17 protein-coding genes are annotated in these 24182 nt (G+C 43.6%); 7 read left to right on the top strand and 10 right to left on the bottom strand.

The window, feature by feature from the left end; all coding sequences use genetic code 11:
- Together R8P61_27915 and R8P61_27910 are read left to right on the top strand one after the other, a co-directional pair.
- Entirely contained in the window at positions 1-2724 is a 2724-nt protein-coding gene (locus tag R8P61_27915; GenBank protein ID MDW3650936.1) for a TonB-dependent receptor, read from the top strand.
- Positions 2725-2848: 124 nt separating this feature from the next.
- Positions 2849-3970, top strand: coding sequence for a hypothetical protein (locus R8P61_27910; GenBank protein ID MDW3650935.1), 1122 nt, complete (start codon positions 2849-2851; stop codon positions 3968-3970).
- Between the two features lie 126 nt (positions 3971-4096).
- On the opposite strand, the gene R8P61_27905 is transcribed toward R8P61_27910, so the two are convergent.
- From R8P61_27905 to R8P61_27890, 4 genes are read right to left on the bottom strand one after another with little or no spacing between them, the layout of a single operon-like run.
- On the bottom strand, positions 4097-5473 hold the full coding sequence (locus R8P61_27905; GenBank protein ID MDW3650934.1) for a glutamine synthetase family protein: 1377 nt from the start codon (positions 5471-5473) through the stop codon (positions 4097-4099).
- A gap of 35 nt (positions 5474-5508) precedes the next feature.
- Positions 5509-6069, bottom strand: a complete 561-nt coding sequence (locus tag R8P61_27900; protein MDW3650933.1) for a hypothetical protein — start codon at positions 6067-6069, stop codon at positions 5509-5511.
- Positions 6070-6092: 23 nt separating this feature from the next.
- Positions 6093-6644, bottom strand: coding sequence for a hypothetical protein (locus tag R8P61_27895; protein ID MDW3650932.1), 552 nt, complete (start codon positions 6642-6644; stop codon positions 6093-6095).
- 19 nt (positions 6645-6663) lie between these two features.
- Positions 6664-7212 carry a hypothetical protein gene (locus tag R8P61_27890; GenBank protein MDW3650931.1) on the bottom strand — a complete coding sequence of 183 codons (549 nt, stop codon included), beginning with the start codon at positions 7210-7212 and terminating at the stop codon, positions 6664-6666.
- A gap of 126 nt (positions 7213-7338) precedes the next feature.
- On the opposite strand from R8P61_27890, the gene R8P61_27885 reads away from it, so the two are divergent.
- A complete protein-coding gene (locus tag R8P61_27885) occupies positions 7339-8559 on the top strand; it encodes an acyl-CoA dehydrogenase family protein (protein ID MDW3650930.1) in 1221 nt (406 codons plus the stop codon).
- 2 nt (positions 8560-8561) lie between these two features.
- On the opposite strand, the gene R8P61_27880 is transcribed toward R8P61_27885, so the two are convergent.
- A complete protein-coding gene (locus R8P61_27880) occupies positions 8562-9470 on the bottom strand; it encodes an alpha/beta hydrolase (protein MDW3650929.1) in 909 nt (302 codons plus the stop codon).
- Between the two features lie 211 nt (positions 9471-9681).
- Between R8P61_27880 and R8P61_27875 the strand changes: the two genes are divergently transcribed.
- Entirely contained in the window at positions 9682-14448 is a 4767-nt protein-coding gene (locus R8P61_27875; GenBank protein MDW3650928.1) for a hypothetical protein, read from the top strand.
- Between the two features lie 26 nt (positions 14449-14474).
- Here the strand turns inward: R8P61_27875 and R8P61_27870 are convergent, their stop codons facing one another.
- On the bottom strand, positions 14475-17054 hold the full coding sequence (locus tag R8P61_27870; protein MDW3650927.1) for a YfhO family protein: 2580 nt from the start codon (positions 17052-17054) through the stop codon (positions 14475-14477).
- Positions 17055-17212: 158 nt separating this feature from the next.
- Here R8P61_27870 and R8P61_27865 point away from each other — a divergent pair, with 158 nt between their 5' ends.
- The 3 genes from R8P61_27865 (at position 17213) to R8P61_27855 (ending at position 20433) form a co-directional block, all read left to right on the top strand.
- Positions 17213-18520: an amidohydrolase gene (locus tag R8P61_27865; GenBank protein MDW3650926.1), complete on the top strand. Its 1308-nt coding sequence runs from the start codon at positions 17213-17215 to the stop codon at positions 18518-18520.
- A 135-nt stretch (positions 18521-18655) separates the two neighbouring features.
- A complete protein-coding gene (locus R8P61_27860; protein MDW3650925.1) occupies positions 18656-19033 on the top strand; it encodes a BlaI/MecI/CopY family transcriptional regulator in 378 nt (125 codons plus the stop codon).
- Positions 19030-20433: a M23/M56 family metallopeptidase gene (locus R8P61_27855; protein MDW3650924.1), complete on the top strand. Its 1404-nt coding sequence runs from the start codon at positions 19030-19032 to the stop codon at positions 20431-20433. Before R8P61_27860 ends, R8P61_27855 begins: the two co-directional genes overlap by 4 nt.
- Here R8P61_27855 and rfbA read toward each other — a convergent pair whose 3' ends face one another.
- The 4 genes from rfbA to R8P61_27835 are packed head-to-tail and all read right to left on the bottom strand — an operon-like array spanning position 20434 to position 24161.
- Positions 20434-21312, bottom strand: a complete 879-nt coding sequence (gene rfbA / locus R8P61_27850; protein MDW3650923.1) for a glucose-1-phosphate thymidylyltransferase RfbA — start codon at positions 21310-21312, stop codon at positions 20434-20436. It abuts the gene before it with no gap.
- Positions 21313-21333: 21 nt separating this feature from the next.
- Positions 21334-21888 carry a dTDP-4-dehydrorhamnose 3,5-epimerase gene (rfbC, locus tag R8P61_27845; protein ID MDW3650922.1) on the bottom strand — a complete coding sequence of 185 codons (555 nt, stop codon included), beginning with the start codon at positions 21886-21888 and terminating at the stop codon, positions 21334-21336.
- Positions 21869-22828: a UDP-glucuronic acid decarboxylase family protein gene (locus R8P61_27840; protein ID MDW3650921.1), complete on the bottom strand. Its 960-nt coding sequence runs from the start codon at positions 22826-22828 to the stop codon at positions 21869-21871. Before R8P61_27840 ends, rfbC begins: the two co-directional genes overlap by 20 nt.
- Positions 22818-24161 (bottom strand): UDP-glucose/GDP-mannose dehydrogenase family protein, encoded by a 1344-nt coding sequence (locus tag R8P61_27835; protein ID MDW3650920.1) that lies wholly within the window; start codon positions 24159-24161, stop codon positions 22818-22820. Before R8P61_27835 ends, R8P61_27840 begins: the two co-directional genes overlap by 11 nt.
- Positions 24162-24182 lie beyond the last annotated feature (21 nt).

Raw genomic sequence — 24182 nt, 5'->3', positions numbered from 1 at the left:
ATGAAGAAACTGGCCCGTTGTTACGTATTGACCCTTGTACTTCTATGGACTGGTCCTTTCATTTGGGCACAGTCCAATAGTCGTATTAGCCTGGACGTAAAAAACGCTCCTCTTTCTGAAGTGCTGGAAAGCCTCGAATCGAAGCATGGAATTATCTGTTCCTTTGATAATAGCCTTATTTATCCCCACCGGGTGACAGCAAAGCTCAATGAGGTAAGTCTGGATAAGTGTATGAATACCCTTTTGAAGGGCAAGAATCTCGACTATGAGGCCGTGGGGAGGAATCATATTATCATTGTCAGTACAACTTCATCTGAAGATCTACTTATTCCCAAATCTGTTTCTACCAAAGCCAGTAAAAGTCCCGGCCTTAGAAGCATCTATGGGCAGGTAAAAGCCAAGGATATCAATGAGGTACTGGAACTGGCAACTGTTCGGATAAAGAATAAAACGCAAGGAGTAAATACCGATACCCATGGCAATTTCAGGTTTAACTTTTCTGCAGGCCTGAATGACAGCGTTGAATTTTCTTATGTGGGCTATGAGTCCTATGTGATCGCGGTCAAAGACCTGCCAAGAAATCTGGCATTACAAATAGAATTACTTCCCTCCAGTCATTCACTTGAGGGAATTACTATTGAAAGAGGAAGCAATCAAAGTGTTTCGGTTTCAAATACAGATGGATCAATTAGTATCAACCCATCCAAAACCGGCTTGCTAGGCGGTCTGGGTGAATCTGATGTTTTCAGAGTAGTGCAATTGATGCCGGGAGTTAGCAGTGTAGGCGAATCTTCCAGTGGCCTGAATATAAGAGGAGGTACACCTGACCAAAATCTGATTCTCTTTGATGGGATGCCGGTTTACCAGGCAGGGCATTTTTTTGGACTTCTGAGTATTTTCAATTCAGACGCAGTTCAGGAAGTGGTACTACACAGAAGTGCAATGGATGCCAAATATGGAGGTAGAGCCTCAGGGGTCATCGAAGTAACGGGCAAGCCGCTCAAGTCTAATGAATTGAAATTAGGAGCCGGCCTCAATCTCTTAAATGCAAGTGCTTTTGCAGAAATTCCTTTGTTGAAAGGAAAAGGTGCATTACTGATCGCCGGTAGGAGATCCTATTCCGAATTGGGAGAATCCTCTTTGTCCAAAAGCCTGTTCAATAATGTCAATCAACAAGGGTTGATCAATTTCGCCCAAAATCTGAGCAGAGGAAATAATCAATTTGAATCCAATCCATTATTCTCCTACTCGGACCTCAATCTGAAATTCACGTATAGACCCAGCAATAGAGATTATCTGACAGTCAGCCACTATCGCGCAGACGATCAATTGGAGTACAACTTCCGCCAGTTTGCGGTCAATGAAATTCCGGTCGATTATAATACAACTGATTTTCTGGATCTCAGGAATTCAGGAACGGCTTTGGGGTGGAGAAGGCAATGGAACGATAGCTATTACAGCCGATTAAATCTCTCCTACTCTACCTATACAAATGAATATACCTTCCAGGATCAGGCCATTGACACCCTGGATAATGAAAGCAATTTCAATGAGCAGATCAGCAATAATCTTTATGACATTAGCTTAAGATTTGATAATAGCTGGGAAATTGATGATAAGCAATTGCTGGAATTTGGAGTACAGAGCAATTATGTCTCTGTTCAAAACACCCAACAGATAAATAGTAGCCTGCAAGGGGAAACAGATAAAGAACTCGATCTGGAAAGAGGGATCAGCAGAGCTGCCAACATCCTTTCTTTCTACGCACAATACAGACTCAAATTCAATAAAAAACTGACCATCCAGCACGGCTTGAGACATTCATTCTCAGACAAGCTGGCAAAGTCTTTTGTTGAGCCGAGAGTTTCTATTATTTACAGACCTGACAAAAACTGGAAACTGAAAGCTGCGGCCGGACGTCATCATCAATTTGTAAATCGGATTGAGGCCAGTAATCCTTTCAGAACCGGACAAGAATTCTGGACACTTTCTGATGGAAATATACTTCCTGTTCTTCGTTCAGACGAGAGCTTATTGGGTGCTGCTTATGAGACTGACAACTTCCTCCTGGATGTTGAAGTTTACAGAAAGAATCAGCGGGGCTTGAGCATGTATGATGTCAGTTTCGATCCCATTTTCAACGAACAGTTCAATGATACCCTGCATACGCATGGAAATGGCAAGATCAGAGGATTGGATTTGCTTATTCAAAAGAAAGTAGGAAAGTATACAGGCTGGATCAGTTATACCCTTGCAGATATCCGCTATCAATTTGATGGATTAAATGAAGGAAGGGATTTTTCTGCCAACCACGACATCAGGCACCAAATCAAAATGGTCAATATGCTGAATGTCGGGAAGTGGGATTTCTCTGCCACCTTGCAATATGCTACAGGAAGGCCCTATACCGATATAGTAGGTTACCAATACAGACCTCTGCCCTCTGGCCCAACTCTGATTGATATTGACTATTCAGAATTGAATGCCGGCAGACTACCTAGCTTCCAAAGAGTAGATATCTCTGGTAGTTATAAATGGGAGTTTGGACGCTTCAAAGCAAAAACAGGCCTTTCCATACTCAACCTCCTCAACCATTACAATGTCCTCGACAGAAGATATTCTATTGTCCGCGCCCGCTATGGACATAATGCCCCTAAATTGATCAGCGTGGACAAGACCATGCTTGGGATGAGCCCCAATGTATTCCTCCAGTTATTATTTTAATCCTTCACAAGGAATCTGACAAATTTAGTATATCCTAAAAAGCTATATTAAATGACTGAGCTAAGAACTATATTTGAGCTAGTTCTTCTTTATGATTTCGAATTTATAAAAGCCTTTTCTACATATGAAAACTACTAACTACCTAATGAGCCTTGTGCTCCTGATGCTCTTTTCCTGTAAGAGCAGCCCCGAAACCAGCCAGCAAGAAACACCTGCGGGACCTCCCCAATGGCTTTCTGTCAGTGCTAATGCTGATATGGCAAAAAATAAGCGCATTGTTCTTATTACCGGAGATGAAGAGTATCGTTCTGAGGAAGCCTTGCCTATGCTGGCAAATATCCTGGCCGAACAACATGGGTTCGACTGCACCGTACTTTTTGCACAGGACCCGGAAAATCCCGGCATTGTAGATCCCAATTATCTCCATAATATTCCCGGCCTGGAGGCTCTGGAAAATGCAGATTTAGCTATCATATTTACCCGTTTTCGCGAACTTCCCGATGAGCAGATGAATCATATTCAGTCCTACCTTATGAAGGGAAAACCTGTAATCGGTATACGGACAGCTACCCATGCATTTCATGTAAAAGATTCGACCAGCAAATGGCTACATTATGGTAATTTCTATGAAGGGGAAATGGAAGAATGGGCCGGTGGATTTGGTCGCCTGGTATTGGGTGAAAAATGGATTTCTCACCATGGCCATCATAAACACCAAAGTACTAGAGGAGTATTTGCTGGAGGAACCCATCCCATCCTGACAGGAATTGCGGACGGTGAAATCTGGGGTTCGACAGATGTCTATGGAATTCGCCTCCCTATGGCCGGAGATGCTCAGGCTTTGGTACTTGGAGAAGTGGTAAATAGAGCCGGAGAATATGATGAAACAGATATCTTCTTTGGGATGAAAGATAGCGATACAGAAGCGGCTACGGAAAAGAAAATGAGAGATGAATCTGTCATTAACCCCAATGATCCTATGATGCCTATTGCCTGGACAAAAAGCTATACCCTGCCCGGAGGAAGTACAGGTCAATCTTTTGCCTCAACCGTAGGCTCATCTTCCGACATGCTTAGCGAAGCCATTAGAAGAATGTATGTAAATGCATCTTATCACCTGATGGGACTGGAGGTTCCTTCAAAAGCAAAGGTTGATATTGTTGGAGAATATGCACCCACCCAGTACAGCTTTAAAACAGATGAGTATTGGGATCAAAGAAATATAAAGATCGCTGAATATCAGTAAAGCTGATCTTGCATAAAACAAAAAGCCCGCATATCGTATGCGGGTTTTTTGTTTTTAAATAGTGTCATACGGAGCGAAGTCAAAGCAGCTAGATCCCTCCGCAGGATCGGGAGCCATTCTTTATGATTATATCCGCTCGAAATATCGCTTGCGCTCCCAATCTGTCACGGATTGATTATAGGCTTCATATTCTGTGCGGAAATAATGCGCATAATGCTTTACCACGCTTTCTCCAAAGGATTTTTTGGCAAATTCGCTATTTGCGAATTTCTCCGTAGCCTCCGCCAATGAATAAGGAACCCTCGGTAAATCCTTAGCGGCATATATATCGCCCTCAAAAATCTCCGGAGGTTCAATTTTATTTTCTATTCCCGCCAAACCGGAAGCCAAAGAAGCCGCATAAGCCAAATAAGGATTGCAATCCGCTCCTGGAATCCGACATTCGATCCGAAGACTCTTTCCCCTGCCCACTACTCGAAATCCAGCCGTACGATTATCATAGCTCCAGGCCAATCGAGTCGGCGCCCAGCTTCCATCCACATAGCGTTTATAGGAATTTACGGTCGGAGCATAAAAAGGCATCACATCCTCCACATGCTTGATCCATCCTCCGAGAAACCACAGAAAAGCATCGGAACCTTTCACCGGACCAAATTCCTGATCTCCGTCAAAGGCATTTTCATCCCCTTCCCACAAACTCATATGAATATGGCAACTGGAACCGGCCCTATCTGCATGAAATTTAGCCATAAAGGAAACAGATAAATCCATGCCATCCGCGACCTCTTTCAAACACTGCTTGTAAACCACATGTCGATCAGCCATCTCCAGGGCTTCAGCATATTTAATATTCAATTCATGTTGACCCAGTCCCCATTCTCCTTTCGAATTCTCTACCGGCACACCTGAGTTTTTCAAATGCCTACGGGCAGCTGCAGTAAAGGGCTCTATTCGCGTACCCTGAAGGATGTGATAATCTTCCAGATACCATCCGGCAGGCTTCAGCTCATGGTAATGCTTCTCATGAGCCTCCCTATAGCTATTTTCAAACAGATAATACTCCAGTTCAGAGGCAGCAAAACAGCCATAGCCCAATTTATTAGCTCGAACCAATTGCTGATTGAGCAAAGATCTCGGAGCTTCTGCAACGGGAGCATGCGTCTTTTCATTTTCAAGATTGCAAAGAATCAGGGCAGATTTATCCAGCCAACTCGCTTTTCGTAGGCTATTGAAATCCGGGACCAAATGAAAGTCCCCATATCCCAATTCCCAGTTCGCAAATTCATAACCGGGTATGGGCTCCATATCCATGTCCGTAGTCAAGAGGTAATCACAAGCGTGGGTACCGTCCTGGGCACAACTTTCCAGAAAAAATTCAGCATCGAAACGCTTCCCTACAAGTCTTCCATAATGATCTGTGAAAGCAACTACTACTGTTTCGATTTGCTCTTCCTGAACGGCCTGGATCAATTCTTCCAGGCTGAGTTTTCCTTTGATTGACATGGGTATTTCTTTCTTTGGTGAAATGGAACCTGATATTAGGGATGTTTAGGGGGAATGGCAAGCCCGGCCGTACTTGCATTCCCCAAAATCCTGCGAGGTCTACGGAAGCCCGGATTATATTCTACCCAATCTCGTTTGAATAGCAGGGCAAGCTGCAAAGCTTCCAACTCTGCTTTTTCCAGCGACTGAATGGATGAAATGAATAAAAGCTTCAAATGGTTTTGGGTTCCCAGGTATAGATTATACACTACATTCTCAGGACGGTAGCGAGCTTTTTGTTTTTGATATTTACTGCGCAGCAAAACAACTTCCCCATACGTTTTCAGGGATTTCCAGCTTCCAAAAGTCAGGGCCAGAAAACGAAAATAGTATTTGTATCGATCCCCACCAGGATCAACTTTCACCCCAGTCCGGGAAAGAAGTAATCCCAAACCTAAAACTGTCAAAATTGCAGGAAAAAGGGGGAGAGTTTCCATTCGCTCATAACTGATTCCCCAGGCGAGCAAAGACAAAACAAATAAAGCTGCACCAAAAAAGTTGAGGACTTGCAAGCCTCTTTTGCCAAAGCTATAGCTTCGGATGTGATTGTGTTTCATGATTGTGTTTATTTAGGTGAATGTCATGTTTTCATTATGCCTCCCAGTCTGACTCGCGGCCTTTGTCGAGCGGGATTATATTGTACCCATTCGAGGCCCATTTTTTCCGCCAGTTCATCGGCGGCTTCTTCCGCGTGGATATTGGATTTAAAGGAGCGCAAAAGGATGAGGTTAAAATGACGGGGGTCTGCGAGATAGACTTCATGTTTTAAAGCACCTGAAACCGTTATATCACGATTTCGTCCCTCCGACCATGCCTGATGTTTTTGTTTGGAGCGCAAACAAACGATATCATAATTATCATGGTAGTCTTTCCAAAATCCAAGGCGGATAAAAGCAAGACTCATATAGTGTTTTATCCTTCTTTTCTCCGTATCAATTCGTACCCCGAAGCTAATAGCGAATAATAATATGCCTACCAGGACGAAGATTGATGTGAACATCAGATTTCTATCTGGAAGCTCTGCATGGGGATTGTAATAGAAGAAAGCTACTCCAAAAAGGAAGGCAGCAAATGTTTTGAAGCTTAGGGTATCAATAATGGAGAATTTAAAATCAAGTATAGAACTCTTCATGATAGGGTGTGTTTCAAAATTATACGGGTGAATATCCTCCTAATATTTTTTGCGTTTTTCTAAAGCCAGGATTGTATTGTACCCAGGCTCTTTGTGTCATTTTCCCAAACTCATGCGCATAATGCTCCGCCTCGGATCGTTCAGTACATTGCTTGATCATGATCATCTCAAAATGACTCCTATTGGCCAGGTAAACTTCGTATAAAGCATCTATTTTAATGAGTCGACCTTTCCTTCTTCGGTGAAATTTACTCTCCAGCTCCTTGCTTCGCAAAACGAGAATATCAGAATAGGACTCATAGGATTCCCATTTCCCCCATTTCAAAGAAAAAAGCTGTAGGTAATACTGGTAGTTTTGCTTTTGGGTATTGATCCGAATCCCTTCTTTCGAAAATAAAAGGAGGATCATAAACAGAAATACAAGGATAATTAATGGCGATGGAGGAAGTTCTCCCACAAATACACCATAGAAATAGATACTAGCAAGGGCAGCCACACCTCCGGCAAAAAAATAGAGACCATATAATCCCTTTCGTCCGAAACTGTAATCGAGAATTGTGTGTACCATAAGTTCTGCTTTATGTATAGACTCAAAAATGAAGCTAAGGTCCAAAGCTTTGTTAAAGTGCTTTAACAAAAAAAATAGGACGATGTAGTATATTAGGCTAGCCACAATTATTTATAAAATTCAGATATGTACGCAGATATAAAACTACCACGGGACATCTATGCCAGCGAAGAACATCAAATGCTGAAGGATACCATCAATGAATACTACAAACAATTCATAGAGCCACACAGAGAAAGATGGGAAGAACAAGGCTACTGCGATAAGGATGCCTGGTTAAAAGCCGGCGAGCTGGGTTTGCTTTGTCTGGATATGCCAGAAGAGTATGGAGGCGGTGGATTAGACTTCACCTTCGCAGCTTTATTGATAGAAGAATTTTCTCGACTGGGTGCCAATGCTCCAGGTTTCTCTATGCATTCTGATATCATTGCTCCTTATATCCTGAAACTTGGGACCGAAGAACAGAAGAAGAAATTTATTCCAAAAATGGCAAGTGGTGAGTGGGTAGGATGTCTGGGAATGACTGAGCCCGGTACAGGATCAGATGTACAGGCAATTCGAACCACTGCTGCAGATATGGGAGATCATTACCTGATCAATGGATCAAAGACTTTTATCACCATAGGATATAATGCCTATTTCTGTATCGTGGCTTGTAAGACAAATCCCGGGACTCCCAAAGAAGGAATCAGCCTCATCATTGTGGAAGAAGGTATGGAAGGATTTTCGAAAGGAAAACCATTCAAAAAATTAGGGCTGAAAGAATCGGATACCTGTGAGTTGTTTTTCGAAGACGTAAAAGTTCCCAAGGAAAATCTGCTGGGCATCGAGGGAAAAGGATTTATCCATATGATGACAGAGCTTCCCAGAGAAAGACATACCATCGGATTGCAAAGTGTAGGCTCTGCGGAAGGAGCGATCGAAGATACAATCGTGTATACCCAAACCCGCGAAGCATTTAAGCAGCCGATCTGTGGGTTCCAAAATACTCAGTTCAAAATGGCGGAGATGGCTATGGATCTCCAAATGCATCAGGCCTTCATCGATAGATGTACCCAACTGCTGGCAGAGGGGAAATTAACAGCCATACAAGCTTCGATGTCCAAATCTTCCGGTTCTGATATGCAGGCAAGAGTTGTCGATGGCTGCTTACAATTACATGGAGGCTATGGCTATATGTGGGAATTTGCGATTGCCCGTCGCTATGCAGATGCCCGGGTAGCTCGTATATATGGAGGGACCAATGAGATCATGAAGCTAATGATCTCACGTGGCCTTTTCAAAGACTACCATGCCGAATTGAAAGCCAAAAGAAAAGCTGCCAAAGCCAAAGCGGCAGCTCAATAAATTTACTTAAAAAACTGTTCCGCAGCAGGTGCTGCCATGAGGGAGTTGGAGTGTCCGACTCCCTCAACTGTTTGCAGGCTCCAGTTGAAAGGGGTATTCAACTGAGTCGCCTGGTCTCTCGCCAGTTGAAAGAAAAAATTGCCCCGGGCAAATCGATGGGCTCCCTGTGCATTTGCTTCGGGCGTTTTACGCAGACTGGAAGCATTGGGGTCATTATCTTCAGTTCCTAAGAGAATCAGCATTCGCTTGGCAAATGCTTTCCGGATGTTCTCTTCTGTTGCAGGAGCATCTTGTAATCCATACGGAAAAGCCTCATCCAGTTTAGGCAGGGTATACCATCCCGCATTTGCAGCAATTGCCATTTTCGCTTTGTTTTCCGGGCGAAATAGCAGGTATCGATGCACAAATTGCGAACCAGCAGAATGGCCGAAAAGGTAAAAGGAATCCGCGCGAACCGAATACTCTTCCTGAATATGAGAGAACAAAGCGTCCATTATTGAAAAAGACCATTCCTCCTCTGCATTGGGCTGATCATTTTCATCGAACAGATTCCCAAGATTATAGGATCTACTTCCCGGATACTGAGCATCGCTAAATTCCGGAACCAGAATTAGACAATTATATTGATTGGCCAATCCTATCCAATTGTCTCGATAATCCCTCCCATTTCGTCCCAAACCATGCATCACAAAGACCACTTCCAGCTCCTTGATGGAATCCTGGGGAGCATAATACCAAACCTTCAAGGGACGATTACTAATTGGACTATAATCACTGAAAGAAATATCTCCAGCTCCCCTGCTTATTCCACTTTTCGGAGGGGTGGGAGGTTCCGGTTCAGCAGGAGTTTCTTCACAGGCGATGATTGCCACTAAAAATAGAGAGCTAAAGAGCATAGGTAGTTTTTTCATCTTCCGGAGCAAGTCATTGATGATATAACGAGATGAGATAAACTTTTGCCAATCTGTGGCGTTTTCAAAAGTAGGAATCTAAAATTAATATACTAATTTCATTTACCTAGACTTTTCCGGAAAGCTGTTCCCAATCATGAGAAAAAGCCCAAATTCATTTCTCCTTTATTGCCTCATATGTTTTGTCCTCCTTTTTTCGGGCAAAAAGTCTATGAGCCAAAGCTATCCGGCCCTCAATCAAAGTTTAGCGGAGAGCTATGCCCTGCTTGCCTCTCAACAAGACCTCAATCGTAAAGCAAGTCTGATGCAGGAAATGATTCGGCAAGCAGACGGTCCACAAAAAAGCCTGCTTCAAAGCCTTTTGGCCGAATTCTATTACGCCTATTTCATTGAAAACCTGGAAGCACTCAAATCTCAACCCATCCTTACAGAAGAAGAAGGAGATCTCAAAAGCTGGTCTGCTCCTAAACTCATCGAAAGTTCCACTGCCTTGTATCTGCAATCTTTGGAGTATTCGGAAGAACTAAAGAAAATTGATTTATCAAAAGTTAAGCTCCCCCGAACGGGAAATACAGATCCCTCATTCAGGCCGACTTTATATGACTTCCTTGTTCACAGGGCGCTGGATTATTTTGAGGACCCTCGTTGTATACTAAATCCGGCACCCGCCGAGTTTCGGATGCTGGCACAGGGACTTATCATGCCCCCGAAGAACTATCTTTCTGCACTCTTTCCCCTTCTCGATTCACTCAACCATACCCATATCAGCCTGAATCTTTACAAAGAGCTTTTCAGCTATCAATTGGAAGAGAAGGCGCATAATGCCCTCATTGATTCACACTTACGGATGATCAAGTGGCTAAGGAAATATTCGAGTGGATTGGATAAAGCGGGAAGATATGTGCGTAACCTCAGACACATGATGGAGACCTATCCCGGCAATTCTGCCCTGGCGGATGTTCAATATGAAATGGCCATGGTATATACCAGCATAGCTGGAGACTTCCAGCCTTTGGGAGGAAATGCCTATAAATGGGACTACCAACAAGCCTGGGAAATTTCTACGGCTACCATCCAGGAATTTCCCAAAAGTCGGGGAGCTGCCAAATGTAAAGCCCTGATTGCTCTGATAGAAAAACCGGCCCTCCGGATCGCAGCAGAGGAGGTCAACCTGCCCAAGAAAGCATTTCGTATGCAGGTGAATTATCGCAATTTAAACCACCTCTACTTTCGTCTCTATCGGATTAGCAGCGAAAAAGAAGATACTTTTACGGAACTCAAAACTTCTGCACTAAGATGGGATTTTGCCCGTCAGTTTTCGATAAGCAAAAAAGGAGATATCTATTTGGCCTTTGATGGAGATTTTCACTTTCACCGAACCGAAGCTGCACTTCCTTCATTACCTACTGGAACTTATGCCCTATGTGCTTCAAATCGAAAAGACTTCGACCAGGAAAAGGGCCTTATCTCAGTTTTACCCATAAAGATCAGTCAATTGTACAGCTCCCATCTACAAAGAGCGGACAGTGTATTTTTCTATGTAAAAGACCGGGAAAACGGAAAAGGTCTGGAAGGGGTAAAAGTCGAATTTAAGGACAAGGGAAAAACCATTCAGCTGGAAACGGATGCCAAAGGAAGACTAGGTTTTGCACGTAAGCCTTTATTCAGCAAAAACCTGAAACTAAACCTTTGCCAGCAGAATGACAGCCTGACTGAAAGATTGAGAATCCCAGCATTAGAACCCAAATTATATAAAGCAAATACCAAGACACATGTTTTCACAGATCGTCCCTCCTATTTTCGGGGAGAGTTTATCGCCATCAAAGGACTGATCCGAAGAGCACTTGAGCAGGATACTTCTCCTATTGCAGATAGCAGCCTCCAGCTTGTCATATCGAAAGATGGAAATTCCCTAGACACCTTATCCGTTCGTAGCAATGCAGAAGGAGTATTCGAAGCGCTTTATCCCCTACCCCTACATGTGCAGCTGGGAAAGCTTTATATTTTTTGCGGAGCTGCTTATGCCGGCATAGATATAGTCGAAAGAAATCAATCCCCTTATGGATTGCAGATACAGCAGGATAAAAAAACATATGCCCCCAAAGATACCGTTAGCCTATATGGACAAATGCTGGGGCCTCCTGAAACTCTTTGGGAGGATGCAGACCTTCGATATCTCGTTACCCGGGATGTTCGATTTCCGGATTGGGGAGATTATAGTTGGTGGAAACCCATTCCGCATCATCAGGAAGTTCTGGTGAAACAGGGAAATGCAAGCATTGATTCCCTGGGGAAATTTCAACTTGCTTTCCATACCCGCCCCGATCCCAGTCACCCCATAGCTCAGCGTCCCGTCTACTTTTACAAAGTTCGACTGGTGGCAACTGATCCGGAAGGAGAAAAGATGATCGAAAGCTATAATCTTCTGATAAGTGAAAGTGGGAAATCTCTTGCTATCCATGGAGGAGATGAAGTGGAGAAAGGAAAAGAAATGAAGTTGGAATTTCAGGTTCGGAACTTATTGGGAGAAGACCTTCCTTTCAAGGGGAAAGTCATCATAGAATCCCTGGAAAATCCGAAAGAGATTTACAGAAAAAGGCGTTGGATGATTCCCGACCTTCATTTGGTTTCAGAAGAGGATTATCGGAAAGATTTTCCCGATGATGTCTATGGCTTTGAAGATGACTTCAGAAGCTGGGGCATTGTCGATACCGTCTATATGGATAGCCTTAATTCAGAAGAGGGTATCGAAAAAATTTCCTTTCAGACGGAGAAGTGGAAGCCTGGAATGTATCGGGTTCGTATGATTCTTCCTTTCAAAGAAAAAAGGCTCCTACAAAAACGTCATTATTTCCGACTGAAAGCGAAAAAAAAGAGTCATAGCGATATTCCTGAATTTTTTTCCTATTCCTTAAATCAGGAAGTATATCGACCCGGAGATAGCCTGATTGCATCCTTGAAAAGCAAAGTGGAAGGAATCGATATACAATACCAAATCAATAGAGGCAGAAAGAATTTGACAAGAGGATTGCTAAAAGCGGGAGAACAAGGACAGCAAGTAAACTTTGTTTTGGATGAACATCATATCGGAAATCTCAGTCTTTCCTTTTCTTTTATATACAGGAATGAAGCGACCTGGGTCTCTCAACTTATAAGCGTTCTTGGTACAGAACCTGACTATCATTTAGAAGCTTCTGAGAAGCATTCAGTAGCCCTCCAACTTCAGGAGAAAGCCCGGACTTCCCTGCATGCTTTTTATGCGAAAGTCCCTGCAAACAGCCCGGGATTAGCCGACTTCTCATTTGGGCTTCCAAGCGCAGTAAAAAGAAAAAATCAGGAGCAGAGCAGGCGGTACCTCGAACCTGCAAGAGCGGCTTTGGCAGGAGGTAAAATTTGGGAAGAAAGCTTAAGTTTTCCTTTGTATGCGTATCCCTCTATTTCCTGGCTACCGAATACAGATCATAGAGAAGCCTCAGAATTCTTCCAGCAAACTGCTAATGGTGTTCTGAGTTTCCCCCGCGATCGCAGATCTATCCCTCCTCCCCACCGATGGATCAATCTCTTTGCCAATGTCAATCTCAATTTTCAAAGGCAGGTAGATTGGGCTTTGGATAAATGGGAGAGTCAAAATGCCTGGAAGCAAGAAAGTTCCTTTGCTTTTGAATTCCTTGAGGAAGGAGAGCGAAGAATCCTGCCCTTTAACAGAACAAAAGGAATTAATCCTCAGATGTTCATGAGCCTGATTATGGATGAACATAATTCCTTCGCCTATCGTGAATTTCAGGACTCCAATTCCTTAGCTATAATCGTACTCCAGGAGCATGATCCTGTGGCTGAGGCAGGCAAAACTAAAGACTTGTCTTTTACCTTATTATCACTTTCCAGTACGCTCAATAAATTAGGGGTGGACCTTCATCTGAACAACAAATCAGAAAGCTATTCTGTAGAAATTGAAAAGGACAAAGCAAGCAAGCTGGAAAACAGAATTACAGCACCCGAAAAAGAAGGGGTTTATGAACTCAGGCTTTCAGGAGGAAGCGAGGAAGACGAGATATCTTTTGAGTCTCCTCTCTTTGTTCAGGCTCAAAATTATGCTTGGGGGCGCAAGCATTATAGCATTCCCAACAAGCAGAAAAAGTACCGCATTGACCTGCAGTCCAAAGAGCAAGGAAAGAAATTTCGCTTCCGAGCCAGTCGAGATCCTGCCTTTTTTGCCATTCGCTCTTTGCCGAGTCTCATTGCCCATGTGAATGTCCATGATCCCCACTCTATACAAGAGGCCCTTTTTGCGATCTCTGTTCTGAAAGAAATGGATAAGCTTGATCCTCAGTTCCAATCCTGGATCCAAAAGGTTTATGAAGGCGAATTGGAGATTTCCTATCTGAATGAACTGGAAAAACGTTTGGCATATCGACTCCGTGCAAAACAAACATCCAATGGTGCTTTTATAGAAGAAGGTATTAAGGATATTGATCCTGCCTTTACTCTATCCCTCCTTGCAATGGAAACAGACCTGAAAAGCCTGGGGATTAGCAGTAGTATTTTTCAGCAGCAGACGATGGCCCACGCCTTACATTATCTCGATAGTCTCTACCTGCATCCCGTTCCAGAGGCCATCATTTGGACTGCGGAAAAAGCTAAATATGTGGAGTTGAGGAAAGGGTTGGCGAATTATAAAATTGATCCAGCTTGGCAAGCCTCCTGGCGAGCCTTAACTCAATTGCATGAGCAGGAGGTTCTGGCTGAAAAGAAAGAAGAGAAACTATCCTGGGTAATTGCCAATCTAAGAAGCAAAAGGCCAGGCCCCTACTGGCAGGCTTCGATTCTGAAGCTTTTACAGCCTTCCTGGGAGCAGATCAGGGATAAAGGGATCAATAGTATTGACGTAAAAGATCTCAGCTTAACACAAAAGAAAAAGGCCCTGATCTTTAAAAGAAAGATCAAAGGGCCTGTATTTCTTGAGGTTTACTCCCCTTAGGGAATTTTCCTCCGCTTTGTTGCTAACTATTTGATTATTTCTTTCCTCCTCAATTCCTTATACACTACAAAGACAATTCCCAGCCAAAGGAGAATGGAGAAGAATAAAGAGATATTATTCCCGATATAATAGGAATTAGGTTCAAATTTGAATTCAATTTTATGCGTCCCAGCAGGAATCTTCAAGGCACGCAGAATATAGTTGGCCCGCATATGATCCACTGGCTGACCGTCGATATAGGCCTGCCATCCTTTCCCCTGATCATAATAGATTTCTGAGAAAACGGCTAAAGCATCTGCTTGCGAATTGGATTCATAAACCAGGTGATTAGGGGCAAACGCGGTCTGCGTAATTCTGGCAGTTCCTCCGGCTGGTGTGAATCCTTCCAACTGTTTTCCAAAGGCTCCCTCAAAGATATTTTGATCGACTACTGCCGTGCGTCGAGGATCAAAATTCTGAAGGGCATTGATCTCTTCTAATGGGCTATTCACTTTTTGCACATTAGATACAAACCAGGCATTGCCCATGGCCGAAGGGTTTTGTACTGCCCTGGCATTGGGATTAATGATCAAGTAGCGAGTGTTGAGCATATTCAACACCTGCAGCCTTGACATGCCTGCCTGGAAGACCGAATCAGCCGGTTGCGATTGAATCAGGCTAATAAATTCATTCACTTCTCCACCCAGATGTCGACTAATCATGTCCCGATAGCGTCCGAGTTTTGCCGCATGATACCCTCCTATAGATTTGTGATGATAGGAAGTTATAGCATCATTCCAGGTGCTTACGGATAGATTTATCACTCGATAGTTAGGGTCTTGATCCTGAAGAATAAACTGATCCGCCTGCGTAGGATTCAATCCAGCCTGGAAATTTCTTTCTTTTTCGAAATTATCATTATTGAGGTAGCGCCAATTCACCGGAATCATATCCAGCAAAATGATAGCTGCCAAGCCAGCGAAAACAAGATTTCTATTCTTTATCGTCCCTTTTATATAGAGCCAAAGTAAGGCAGCACCCGCAGCTATAAAACCAAAGGTTCTCCAGGCATCACTCGTAAACATCTTGACTCGATACTCTCGGGTAATCTCCAGCATAGCAGCCCCTCCTTCTCTATTCAGATAGCCCCCATCTCCGGGACCTTCAAAGCTGAAAAAGAGTTCCGGCATCAGGGCAAAAATGAGAGAAATTCCTCCTGTAAGACCTGCTGCGATATAGATACTTCTTTCAACTTTCTTTCTATCCAGACTCTTTTCTTTGCTGAAAATTTCGTGTAGCGCCAATGCCCCAAGTAGCGGCATGGTAAATTCTGCGATTACGAGCAGCATAGCCGGTGCCCGAAATTTGTTGTAGATGGGAAGGTTATTGAACAGAAATTCATTGAATCCCATAAAATTTCGTCCCCATGACATCATAAAGGAAAGCAAAGTCAATCCCAGCAGCCACCATTTCAGATGGCTATTTACCAAGAATAAACCCAGCACAAAGAGGAAGCATACCAGGGCACCAACATAAACAGGCCCTGCGGTTGAGTGTATCTGTTGAGATCCCCAATAGGTCGGCAATTGGATTTCTCTTTGGTTAAATCTACTGGTAAAATCTCGATCTGTAACTTTGGTTGCACTTGCTCCTCCATAGCTATTGGCGATCATGAGGGTAAGTGTCTCGGGCACATCATAACTCCAACGGAAGGCATATTCCAGGTCCAGTCCTGAATCCAGTTTTCCTTCTGCATTGGGGAGTTCAGATTTTCCCCGGGTAGTTTCGGATGCGTATTCTGAGGTAGTCCAGAGTTTGGCAATATTAGGTCCCACACCAACCATAGCTGCTATCAAGAGAACTCCGGAAGCCTTGAGGAAGGCCGGCATAGTATTTTCTCGGAAAGCATCTATAGCATAACTGATCCCCAATCCAGCAATCATGATTGCGAGGAAGTAGGTAATCTGTAAGTGATTCGTATAGATTTCCATGGCCAGGAAAAAGGCCGTCACCACTCCCCCCAATAATAATCGCCCTTGATATGTCAGAATGATCCCCGCTATTACAGGTGCCATATAGGCGATAGCATTGGCCTTGGAGGTATGCCCCGGACCATGTATAATAAAGAAATAGGAGGATAAGGAATAGGCGGCAGCCCCCAGGGCACTCAGCCAGGGATTGAGGCCACAAACAAGTAGAAGGAGATAAAATCCGGCAAAGGTGATAAAGACATAATTCGCAGGTCTGGGAAGGCCAAAGCGAAAAACATATTTATCCAGAAGATAAAAGATATTACCCGTATATCGGGTGGAAGTCTGATAGGTCGGCATCCCACTGAAAAGGCGTGTCGTCCAAAGCGCCTCTTCACCTGTCTCCATCCGATAGTCGATGGTTTCTTTTGCCATGCCCTGATAGTTTATGATATCATGCTGGCGTACAACCTGTCCATCAAAGACTATAGGTCTGAAATATCCGATGACGATGATGTAAAAAAGCAGGAGGATTCCTCCATGTGTCAGTAATTTCTTCTGCCAGGGTTTCATCCCTGAGCCAGCCACTTTTGCTTTGGGGGAAGTCTTTTGGGCCTTAGGCGCTGCTTTCTTACGCCTGGGTGATTTCTTTGCCATAATGGATTTTTTCCTAGAAAACCCTAAACTAATACGTCCTCCACTCAGGTCAAAACAAAGGGGGCAAAATTGTGGCAAAAGGCAAAATTGCGACCTTGCCGGAATTTGGATGCAAGTTTGCCTTCCTTTATTTTCAGGGATTACATCAATAATAACTTATGAACTCATTACTCAGAAAGCTCTTTTGCCTGATTCTCTGTGTTTCAGCAATACAGCTACACGCTCAATATGACGAACTCGATGAGCGTATCGATAAACTCGCTCAGGAAATAGAGGAGTCCGTGGTAAAATGGAGACGACATATCCACCAGAATCCGGAACTCTCCAATCGGGAATTTAAAACAGCTGAATATGTGGCCAAACACCTTAGATCCTTAGGGATCGAAGTTCAAACAGCTGTCGCACATACAGGAGTGATTGGTATTCTAAAAGGAGGAAAACCCGGACCTGTGGTAGGCCTGCGTGCAGATATGGATGCCCTGCCAGTTGTGGAGCGGACGCCTGTTCCCTTTGCCTCAAAGGTGACTTCTGTCTTTGACGGCCAGGATGTAGGGGTCATGCATGCCTGTGGACATGATAGCCATGTTGCCATCCTGATGGGAGTGGCCAGCATCCTAAGCGAAGTGAAAGAACAAATCCCCGGAACAATAAAATTCATTTTTCAACCTGCGGAAGAAGGCGCTCCTCAAGGTGAAGAAGGAGGTGCAAAACTGATGGTCAAGGAAGGGGCGCTTAAAAATCCGGATGTGGATGTGATTTTTGGCCTGCACATCAGCAGCAAAGTTCCCGTCAATGTGATTACCTATCGCTCAGGTGGGATCATGGCCAGTGCAGACTTTTTTGAAATTATTGTTCGGGGAAAGCAAACCCATGGTTCATCTCCCTGGGCCGGCGCAGACCCCATCATTGCTTCCGCCCATATTATTACCGGACTGCAAACCATCGTGAGTCGTCGCATGCCTCTGACTCAAAATGCAGCAGTTGTAACTGTCGGGGCGATTCATGGGGGAGTTCGAAATAACATCATCCCTGAAGAAGTACGGATGGTAGGAACTATACGTGCCCTGGACTCCACTATGCAAAAGGAAATCCATAAACAGATTCACCTCACCGCTACCAATATCGCGGAGAGTATGGGCACTACTGCAGAAGTGAATATTCCTTTAGGTGCACCTGTTACCTACAATGACCCAGCCCTTACCAAAATGATGCTTCCCACTCTACAAAATGTGGCAGGAAAGAATCGGGTAATCGAAATGAATGCGACTACTGGAGCTGAAGATTTCTCATTTTTTCAAAAAGAAATTCCCGGAGTTTATTTTTTTCTGGGAGGAATGGAAGCAGGAAAGCGCGCCCAGGATGTAGCTTCTCACCATACCCCTGACTTTTACATAGACGAAGGAGGTTTTGTACTGGGAGTCAGAAGCTTATCACGTATGGCATTGGATTATATGCGGATGAAATAGGGCGGTAATCCACCTGAAATATACCGTTTTTTGCTAGGGGCAGCTCATGAGCTGCCCCTACTTATTTTCAATAAATTTTATGAATCAACTTAAAAATAAGTTGTTTAACGTAAAATTAAGTTATAGCTTTGGGACATGGAACAATTAACCAAAGCTGAAGAGAAGATCATGCAGATCCTTTGGAAGCTGGAAGCAGCCTTCGTCAAAGAGATCATTGCAGAAATGCCTCCCCCTGCCCCACCCTACACTTCTGTTTCTACCATTGTCAGAATACTGGAAGAAAAAGAATTTATCGGGCATAAGGCTTATGGTCGTTCTTATCAGTACCATCCGCTAATCAGCAAAGAAGAATATCGAAGATTTAGTTTTCGAAAGTTGATGAGCAATTATTTCGAAGGATCTATAGAGTCTGTCGTATCCTATATGGTCAAGGAAGAGGAATTGGGGAAAAATGAATTGGAAGAGCTCCTGAATCTGATTGATGAAGGCGAAAAAAAGGAGGATAAATCATGAGCTACTTTTTCATATATCTCTTAAAGGCTTCCATAGGGATTTCCCTCGTCTATATCCTTTATAGATTTTTCCTGAAGCAGCACACAAAGTTCAAGGCAAATCGGATTTTCCTCTTGACTTTCCTTTGCCTTGCACTCATTTATCCTCTCCTGAACTTCAGCTTGAATCTACAGCCGGGAACAAGTCTGGCAGAAGGATATAGCTTTGTCGAAAGTCTGGAAGATGAATGGATGGTCTGGAAAGATGAAGGGGAAAAGACCATTATTTCCAGTGAGGCGACACAAGTTTCTCTTTGGAATCTTGGCCTACTCGTAAAATTCATATATGCTTTGGGATTGGGTATCATCGCTGTTCCGATTTTGACTTCCTGGAAGAAGCTTTTTCAGTTGATCAACAGAAGTAAAGTTTCATACCAATCGGGACTTTTTTGGGTAAATAGCTCTGAGACTCAAAGCTTCTCCGCTTTCAATTACATATTCATCGGGCAAGAACTTCAGGAATTGAATCAGGAAGATCAAGAACGAATCATCAAACATGAAGAAGTTCATGCGAGGCAAGGACACAGCCTGGACCTGCTATTTCTGGACGCACTTCATATTATTTTTTGGTTTCTCCCCCTTATGTCCTTGCTCAAAAGAGAGATGAAGGACCTACACGAATATTTGGCCGATGCGGCTGTTGCCCATCAGGAAAACAAATTTGCTTACTCTCGATTGCTTTTAAAATTGGTACACAAGGATTCAACAAAACATGCATTCCCCCTGCATTCATTTGCCTATTCACCTATTAAACATCGTATCAATATGTTATTAAAAACACCCACCCAGTCTTTGAGGTATTTGATTCTACCTTCGCTGATGGGAATTCTACTCATGTTTGGAAGTGCTTGCGAGTTGGCACTGGAACCACAAATGCTTGAGGAAAAGATCGACTTAGAAGAGCAGCTTCAAGCTAGTCTTGATCAGTACTATCTACTGTTAAGTGATCTCAGTCTTCAGCTTGAAGAAGAAGATGGTTTTATCTATCCCCTGGATAAAGTTGAGATCGTTTCTGATTGGGGACAAAGAATCCATCCCATTCAAAAAGTGAAGAAATGGCATTTTGGGATTGACCTTAGAGCAGAAACAGGCACTCCAGTAAAAGCAAGTGCAAGTGGGACAGTCGTTTTTGCAAAAATGCAAAAAGGAGGGTATGGAAAACATATCCGACTTAAGCATGCCGACGGCTTCGAAAGCATGTATGCTCAGCTTTCAGATATGAAAGTGAAAGAAGGTCAAACCGTAAAACAAGGAGAAGTAATTGGCCTTAGTGGTAATTCAGGAGCTTCTACCGGACCCCATTTGCATTTTGAGATTCTAAAAGATAGCAAAAGAGTGAATCCTAATACGTACCTGAAGTGATCAGGCCTCATCGAGTAATTCCATGAGGTATTTGCCGTAGCCACTTTTAACAAGGGGTGCGGCAATTTCCCGTAACTGATCGGCATCTATATATCCCATACGATAAGCCACTTCCTCGATACAACCGATCTTTAATCCCTGCCGCTTCTCTATAATGCGAACAAAGTTTCCCGCCTGTATCAAAGAATCATGCGTGCCTGTGTCTAGCCAGGCTGTTCCCCTACCCAAAATAGAAACTTTTAAATCTCCTCTTTCCAGATAGGTCCGATTCACATCTGTGATTTCCAACTCTCCTCTTGGAGAAGGCTTCAGATTTTTGGCAATTTCTATGACATCCGATCCATAAAAATAAACCCCGGGAACTGCATAGGAAGATTTCGGATGCTCCGGCTTTTCCTCTATGCTGATTGCCTTGCCTTCCTTGTCAAACTCGATCACTCCATAGGCTCTCGGATTGGAGACATGATAGGCAAAAACACGACCGCCCCCTTCTTCTTCTACCTTTTGACTGGCTTCGAATAGGGTATTGGCCAATTGTTCTCCATAGAAGATATTGTCTCCCAAAATCAGGGCGGCAGCTTCTCCTCCTACAAATTCCTCTCCGATGATAAATGCCTGAGCCAGGCCTTCAGGATTCTCCTGAACCGCATAAGAAAAAGAGGCACCTATCCGGGAACCGTCTCCCAATAATTGCTTAAAGAACGGGAGATCTCTGGGCGTAGAAATAATCAGAATTTCTCGTATTCCGGCAGCCAGCAGAGTTGATAAAGGATAATAGATCATGGGCTTATCATAGATAGGCATGATCTGTTTACTTACAGCTATGGTCAGCGGGTAGAGGCGAGTACCAGACCCACCTGCGAGGATAATTCCTTTCATGGATGAAAATTAATAAGAAAGCTAGACAAAAGGAGTCTGAAAATCAGACAGCTTTGGGTGATGTCTATCTTTATCCGACAGGGTCGGAGGAATGTCTCTCCAGGGAATTTCCAGTGCCGGATCATCCCAGGCAAGGCCGCCTTCTGAATTTTTATTGTACACCTGGGTGCACTTATAAAAAAACAGACAGCTTTCAGAAAGCACCTGAAAACCATGTGCAAAGCCTCCGGGAATGTAGAGCATCTTTCTTTCGACAGAGTCTAACTCTACCGCAAAAGATTTTCCGTAGGTCGGAGAATTTTTCCTTATATCAACCACAACATCTAATACAGCTCCTTGCAGTACACTTACCAGTTTTCCCTGCTCAAAAGGAGGGCCCTGAAAGTGCAGGCCCCGCAAAGTGCCTTTGGTGGAAGATGAAAGGTTGTCTTGTAAAAAATGAAGATGATCGAGGCCAATCTTCTCAAAGGAATGCCGATTGTGCAATTCCATAAAAAAGCCTCGATCATCTGAAAATACATCCGGCTCAATGAGTAAAAGATCCGGAAGGGAAGTTTCATACTTGTGGAACCCCATGAACTTGCTCTTTGAAATATTCGAGCGTCTTCGCTAAACCTTCTGAACGGCTGATCTTGGGCTCCCAACCCAGTACTTTGCGAGCCTTTGTAATATCAGGCTTACGTACTTTTGGATCATCTTGTGGAAGGTCTTTGAACACGATCTTACTTTTTGAGCCGGTAAGTTCGATTATTTCTTTGGCAAAATCTAAAATAGTTATTTCAGAAGGGTTACCAATATTAACGGGTTCTGTTTCTTCGCTTAGGAGAAGGCGATAAATTCCTTCAACCAGGTCATCACAGTAGCAGAAACTACGGGTTTGACCTCCATCACCAAATACGGTGATATCCTCTCCTCTTAAGGCCTGTCCCATGAATGCAGGAAGTACACGTCCATCATTGAGTCTCATTCTTGGACCATAGGTATTGAAAATACGGATGATCCGCGTTTCCACTCCATGATAACGATGATAAGCCATCGTCATAGCTTCCATGAAACGTTTGGCTTCGTCATACACACCTCTGAAACCAATGGGATTTACATTTCCCCAGTAGTCTTCAGTTTGAGGGTGAATCAGGGGATCTCCATATACCTCTGAAGTACTGGCGATCAATACCCGGGCACCTTTTTCTTTGGCTAATCCCAGGATTTTGTGAGTTCCCATCGCGCCCACTTTGAGTGTCTGGATAGGAAGTTTAAGGTAATCTATCGGACTAGCTGGAGATGCAAAGTGCAGGATATAGTCCAATCTTCCTTCTACGAAGGTATAGTTGGTTACATCGTGTTTTACATACTTAAAACCGTCAACACCGAAAAGATGAGCTATGTTGGCAAGGTTTCCGGTGATGAGGTTGTCCATAGCAACAACGTCATACCCTTCTTTTAAAAAACGATCACAGAGGTGGGAGCCTAAAAATCCGGCTCCCCCTGTAATCAATACTTTTGGTTTATTGCTCATTCGCAGTAATACTTGCTGAGTTAGTTATGGATTTTCTACCGATAGAGAAATACGCAAATCCAAGCTTGGACATAGTATCCAGTTCATATACGTTTCTTCCATCAAATACCACAGGAGCTTTCATACCCAATTTGATTTTGTCAAAATCCGGAGTACGGAACTCATTCCATTCAGTAACCAGGATCAAGGCATCAACGCCACTGGCCGCTTCATAGATGTTGTTGGTAAATTCGATTTCCAAATCCGAGTGGTAACGCTTAACATTCTCCATCGCCTCAGGATCATAGGCTTTTACCTTTGCTCCAGCGTCCAATAATCTTTTGATGATAACCAATGCGGGTGCCTCACGGATGTCGTCAGTATTAGGTTTGAAGGCTAATCCCCAAACACCAAACTCTTTTCCTTTCAAATCACCATTGTAGTGCTCAAGGATTTTGTCAACCATGATCCCTTTTTGGATCTCATTCACTCTCATTACGGAATCCAGGATAGAGAAATTGTACTCATATTCCTGAGAAGTCTTATAAAGTGCAGATACATCTTTGGGGAAACAAGATCCACCGTATCCTACTCCAGGGAAAAGGAAACGATTTCCAACACGTGAATCTGTTCCGATCCCTCTTCTTACGTTATCCACATCTGCTCCAACTCTTTCACAAAGGTTCGCAATCTCATTCATGAAAGAGATTTTGGTAGCGAGGAAAGAGTTAGCTGCATACTTGGTAACTTCTGCGCTTCTTTCGTCCATGAAAAGAATTGGATTTCCGGACATAACGAAAGGCTTGTACAATCTGCGCATCATTTCAATAGCTCTTTCAGAACGAGAACCGATAACAATACGCTCAGGTTTCATGAAATCCTGTACGGCGAATCCTTCACGAAGGAATTCTGGATTTGAAACCACATCAAATTCAACATCAGTCTGAGAAGCAACAGCTGCTCTTACTTTGTCAGCAGTTCCTACTGGTACTGTGCTTTTGTTGACGAGAACTCTGTAATCTGTGAGCAGATTCCCGATCTCATGTGCAACTCCCAAAACATATTTCAGATCCGCAGATCCATCTTCTGTGGGAGGGGTGGGTAGAGCTAAGAAGATAATATCAGCAAATTCTACAGCTTCGGCTAGAGAATCAGTGAAGTTGAGGCGACCTTCTTTGGTATTTCTTTCAAACAAGGTTTCCAAACCCGGCTCGTAAATAGGCACCTCGCCTGCACGCAGCTTGGCTAACTTTTCCTGGTTGTTGTCAACGCACAGGACGTCGTTACCTGCTTCGGCAAAACATGTTCCGGAGACCAATCCTACGTAGCCGGTTCCAACTACAGCAACTTTCATATTATTTCCGTTTTTAAGTGA

The sequence above is a fragment of the Bacteroidia bacterium genome (genome assembly GCA_033391075.1).
In the GTDB taxonomy this organism is placed as follows: domain Bacteria; phylum Bacteroidota; class Bacteroidia; order J057; family J057; genus JAWPMV01.
The sequence above is the reverse complement of the archived record's forward strand: the minus strand, read 5'-3'. Positions and strand labels throughout refer to the sequence as shown.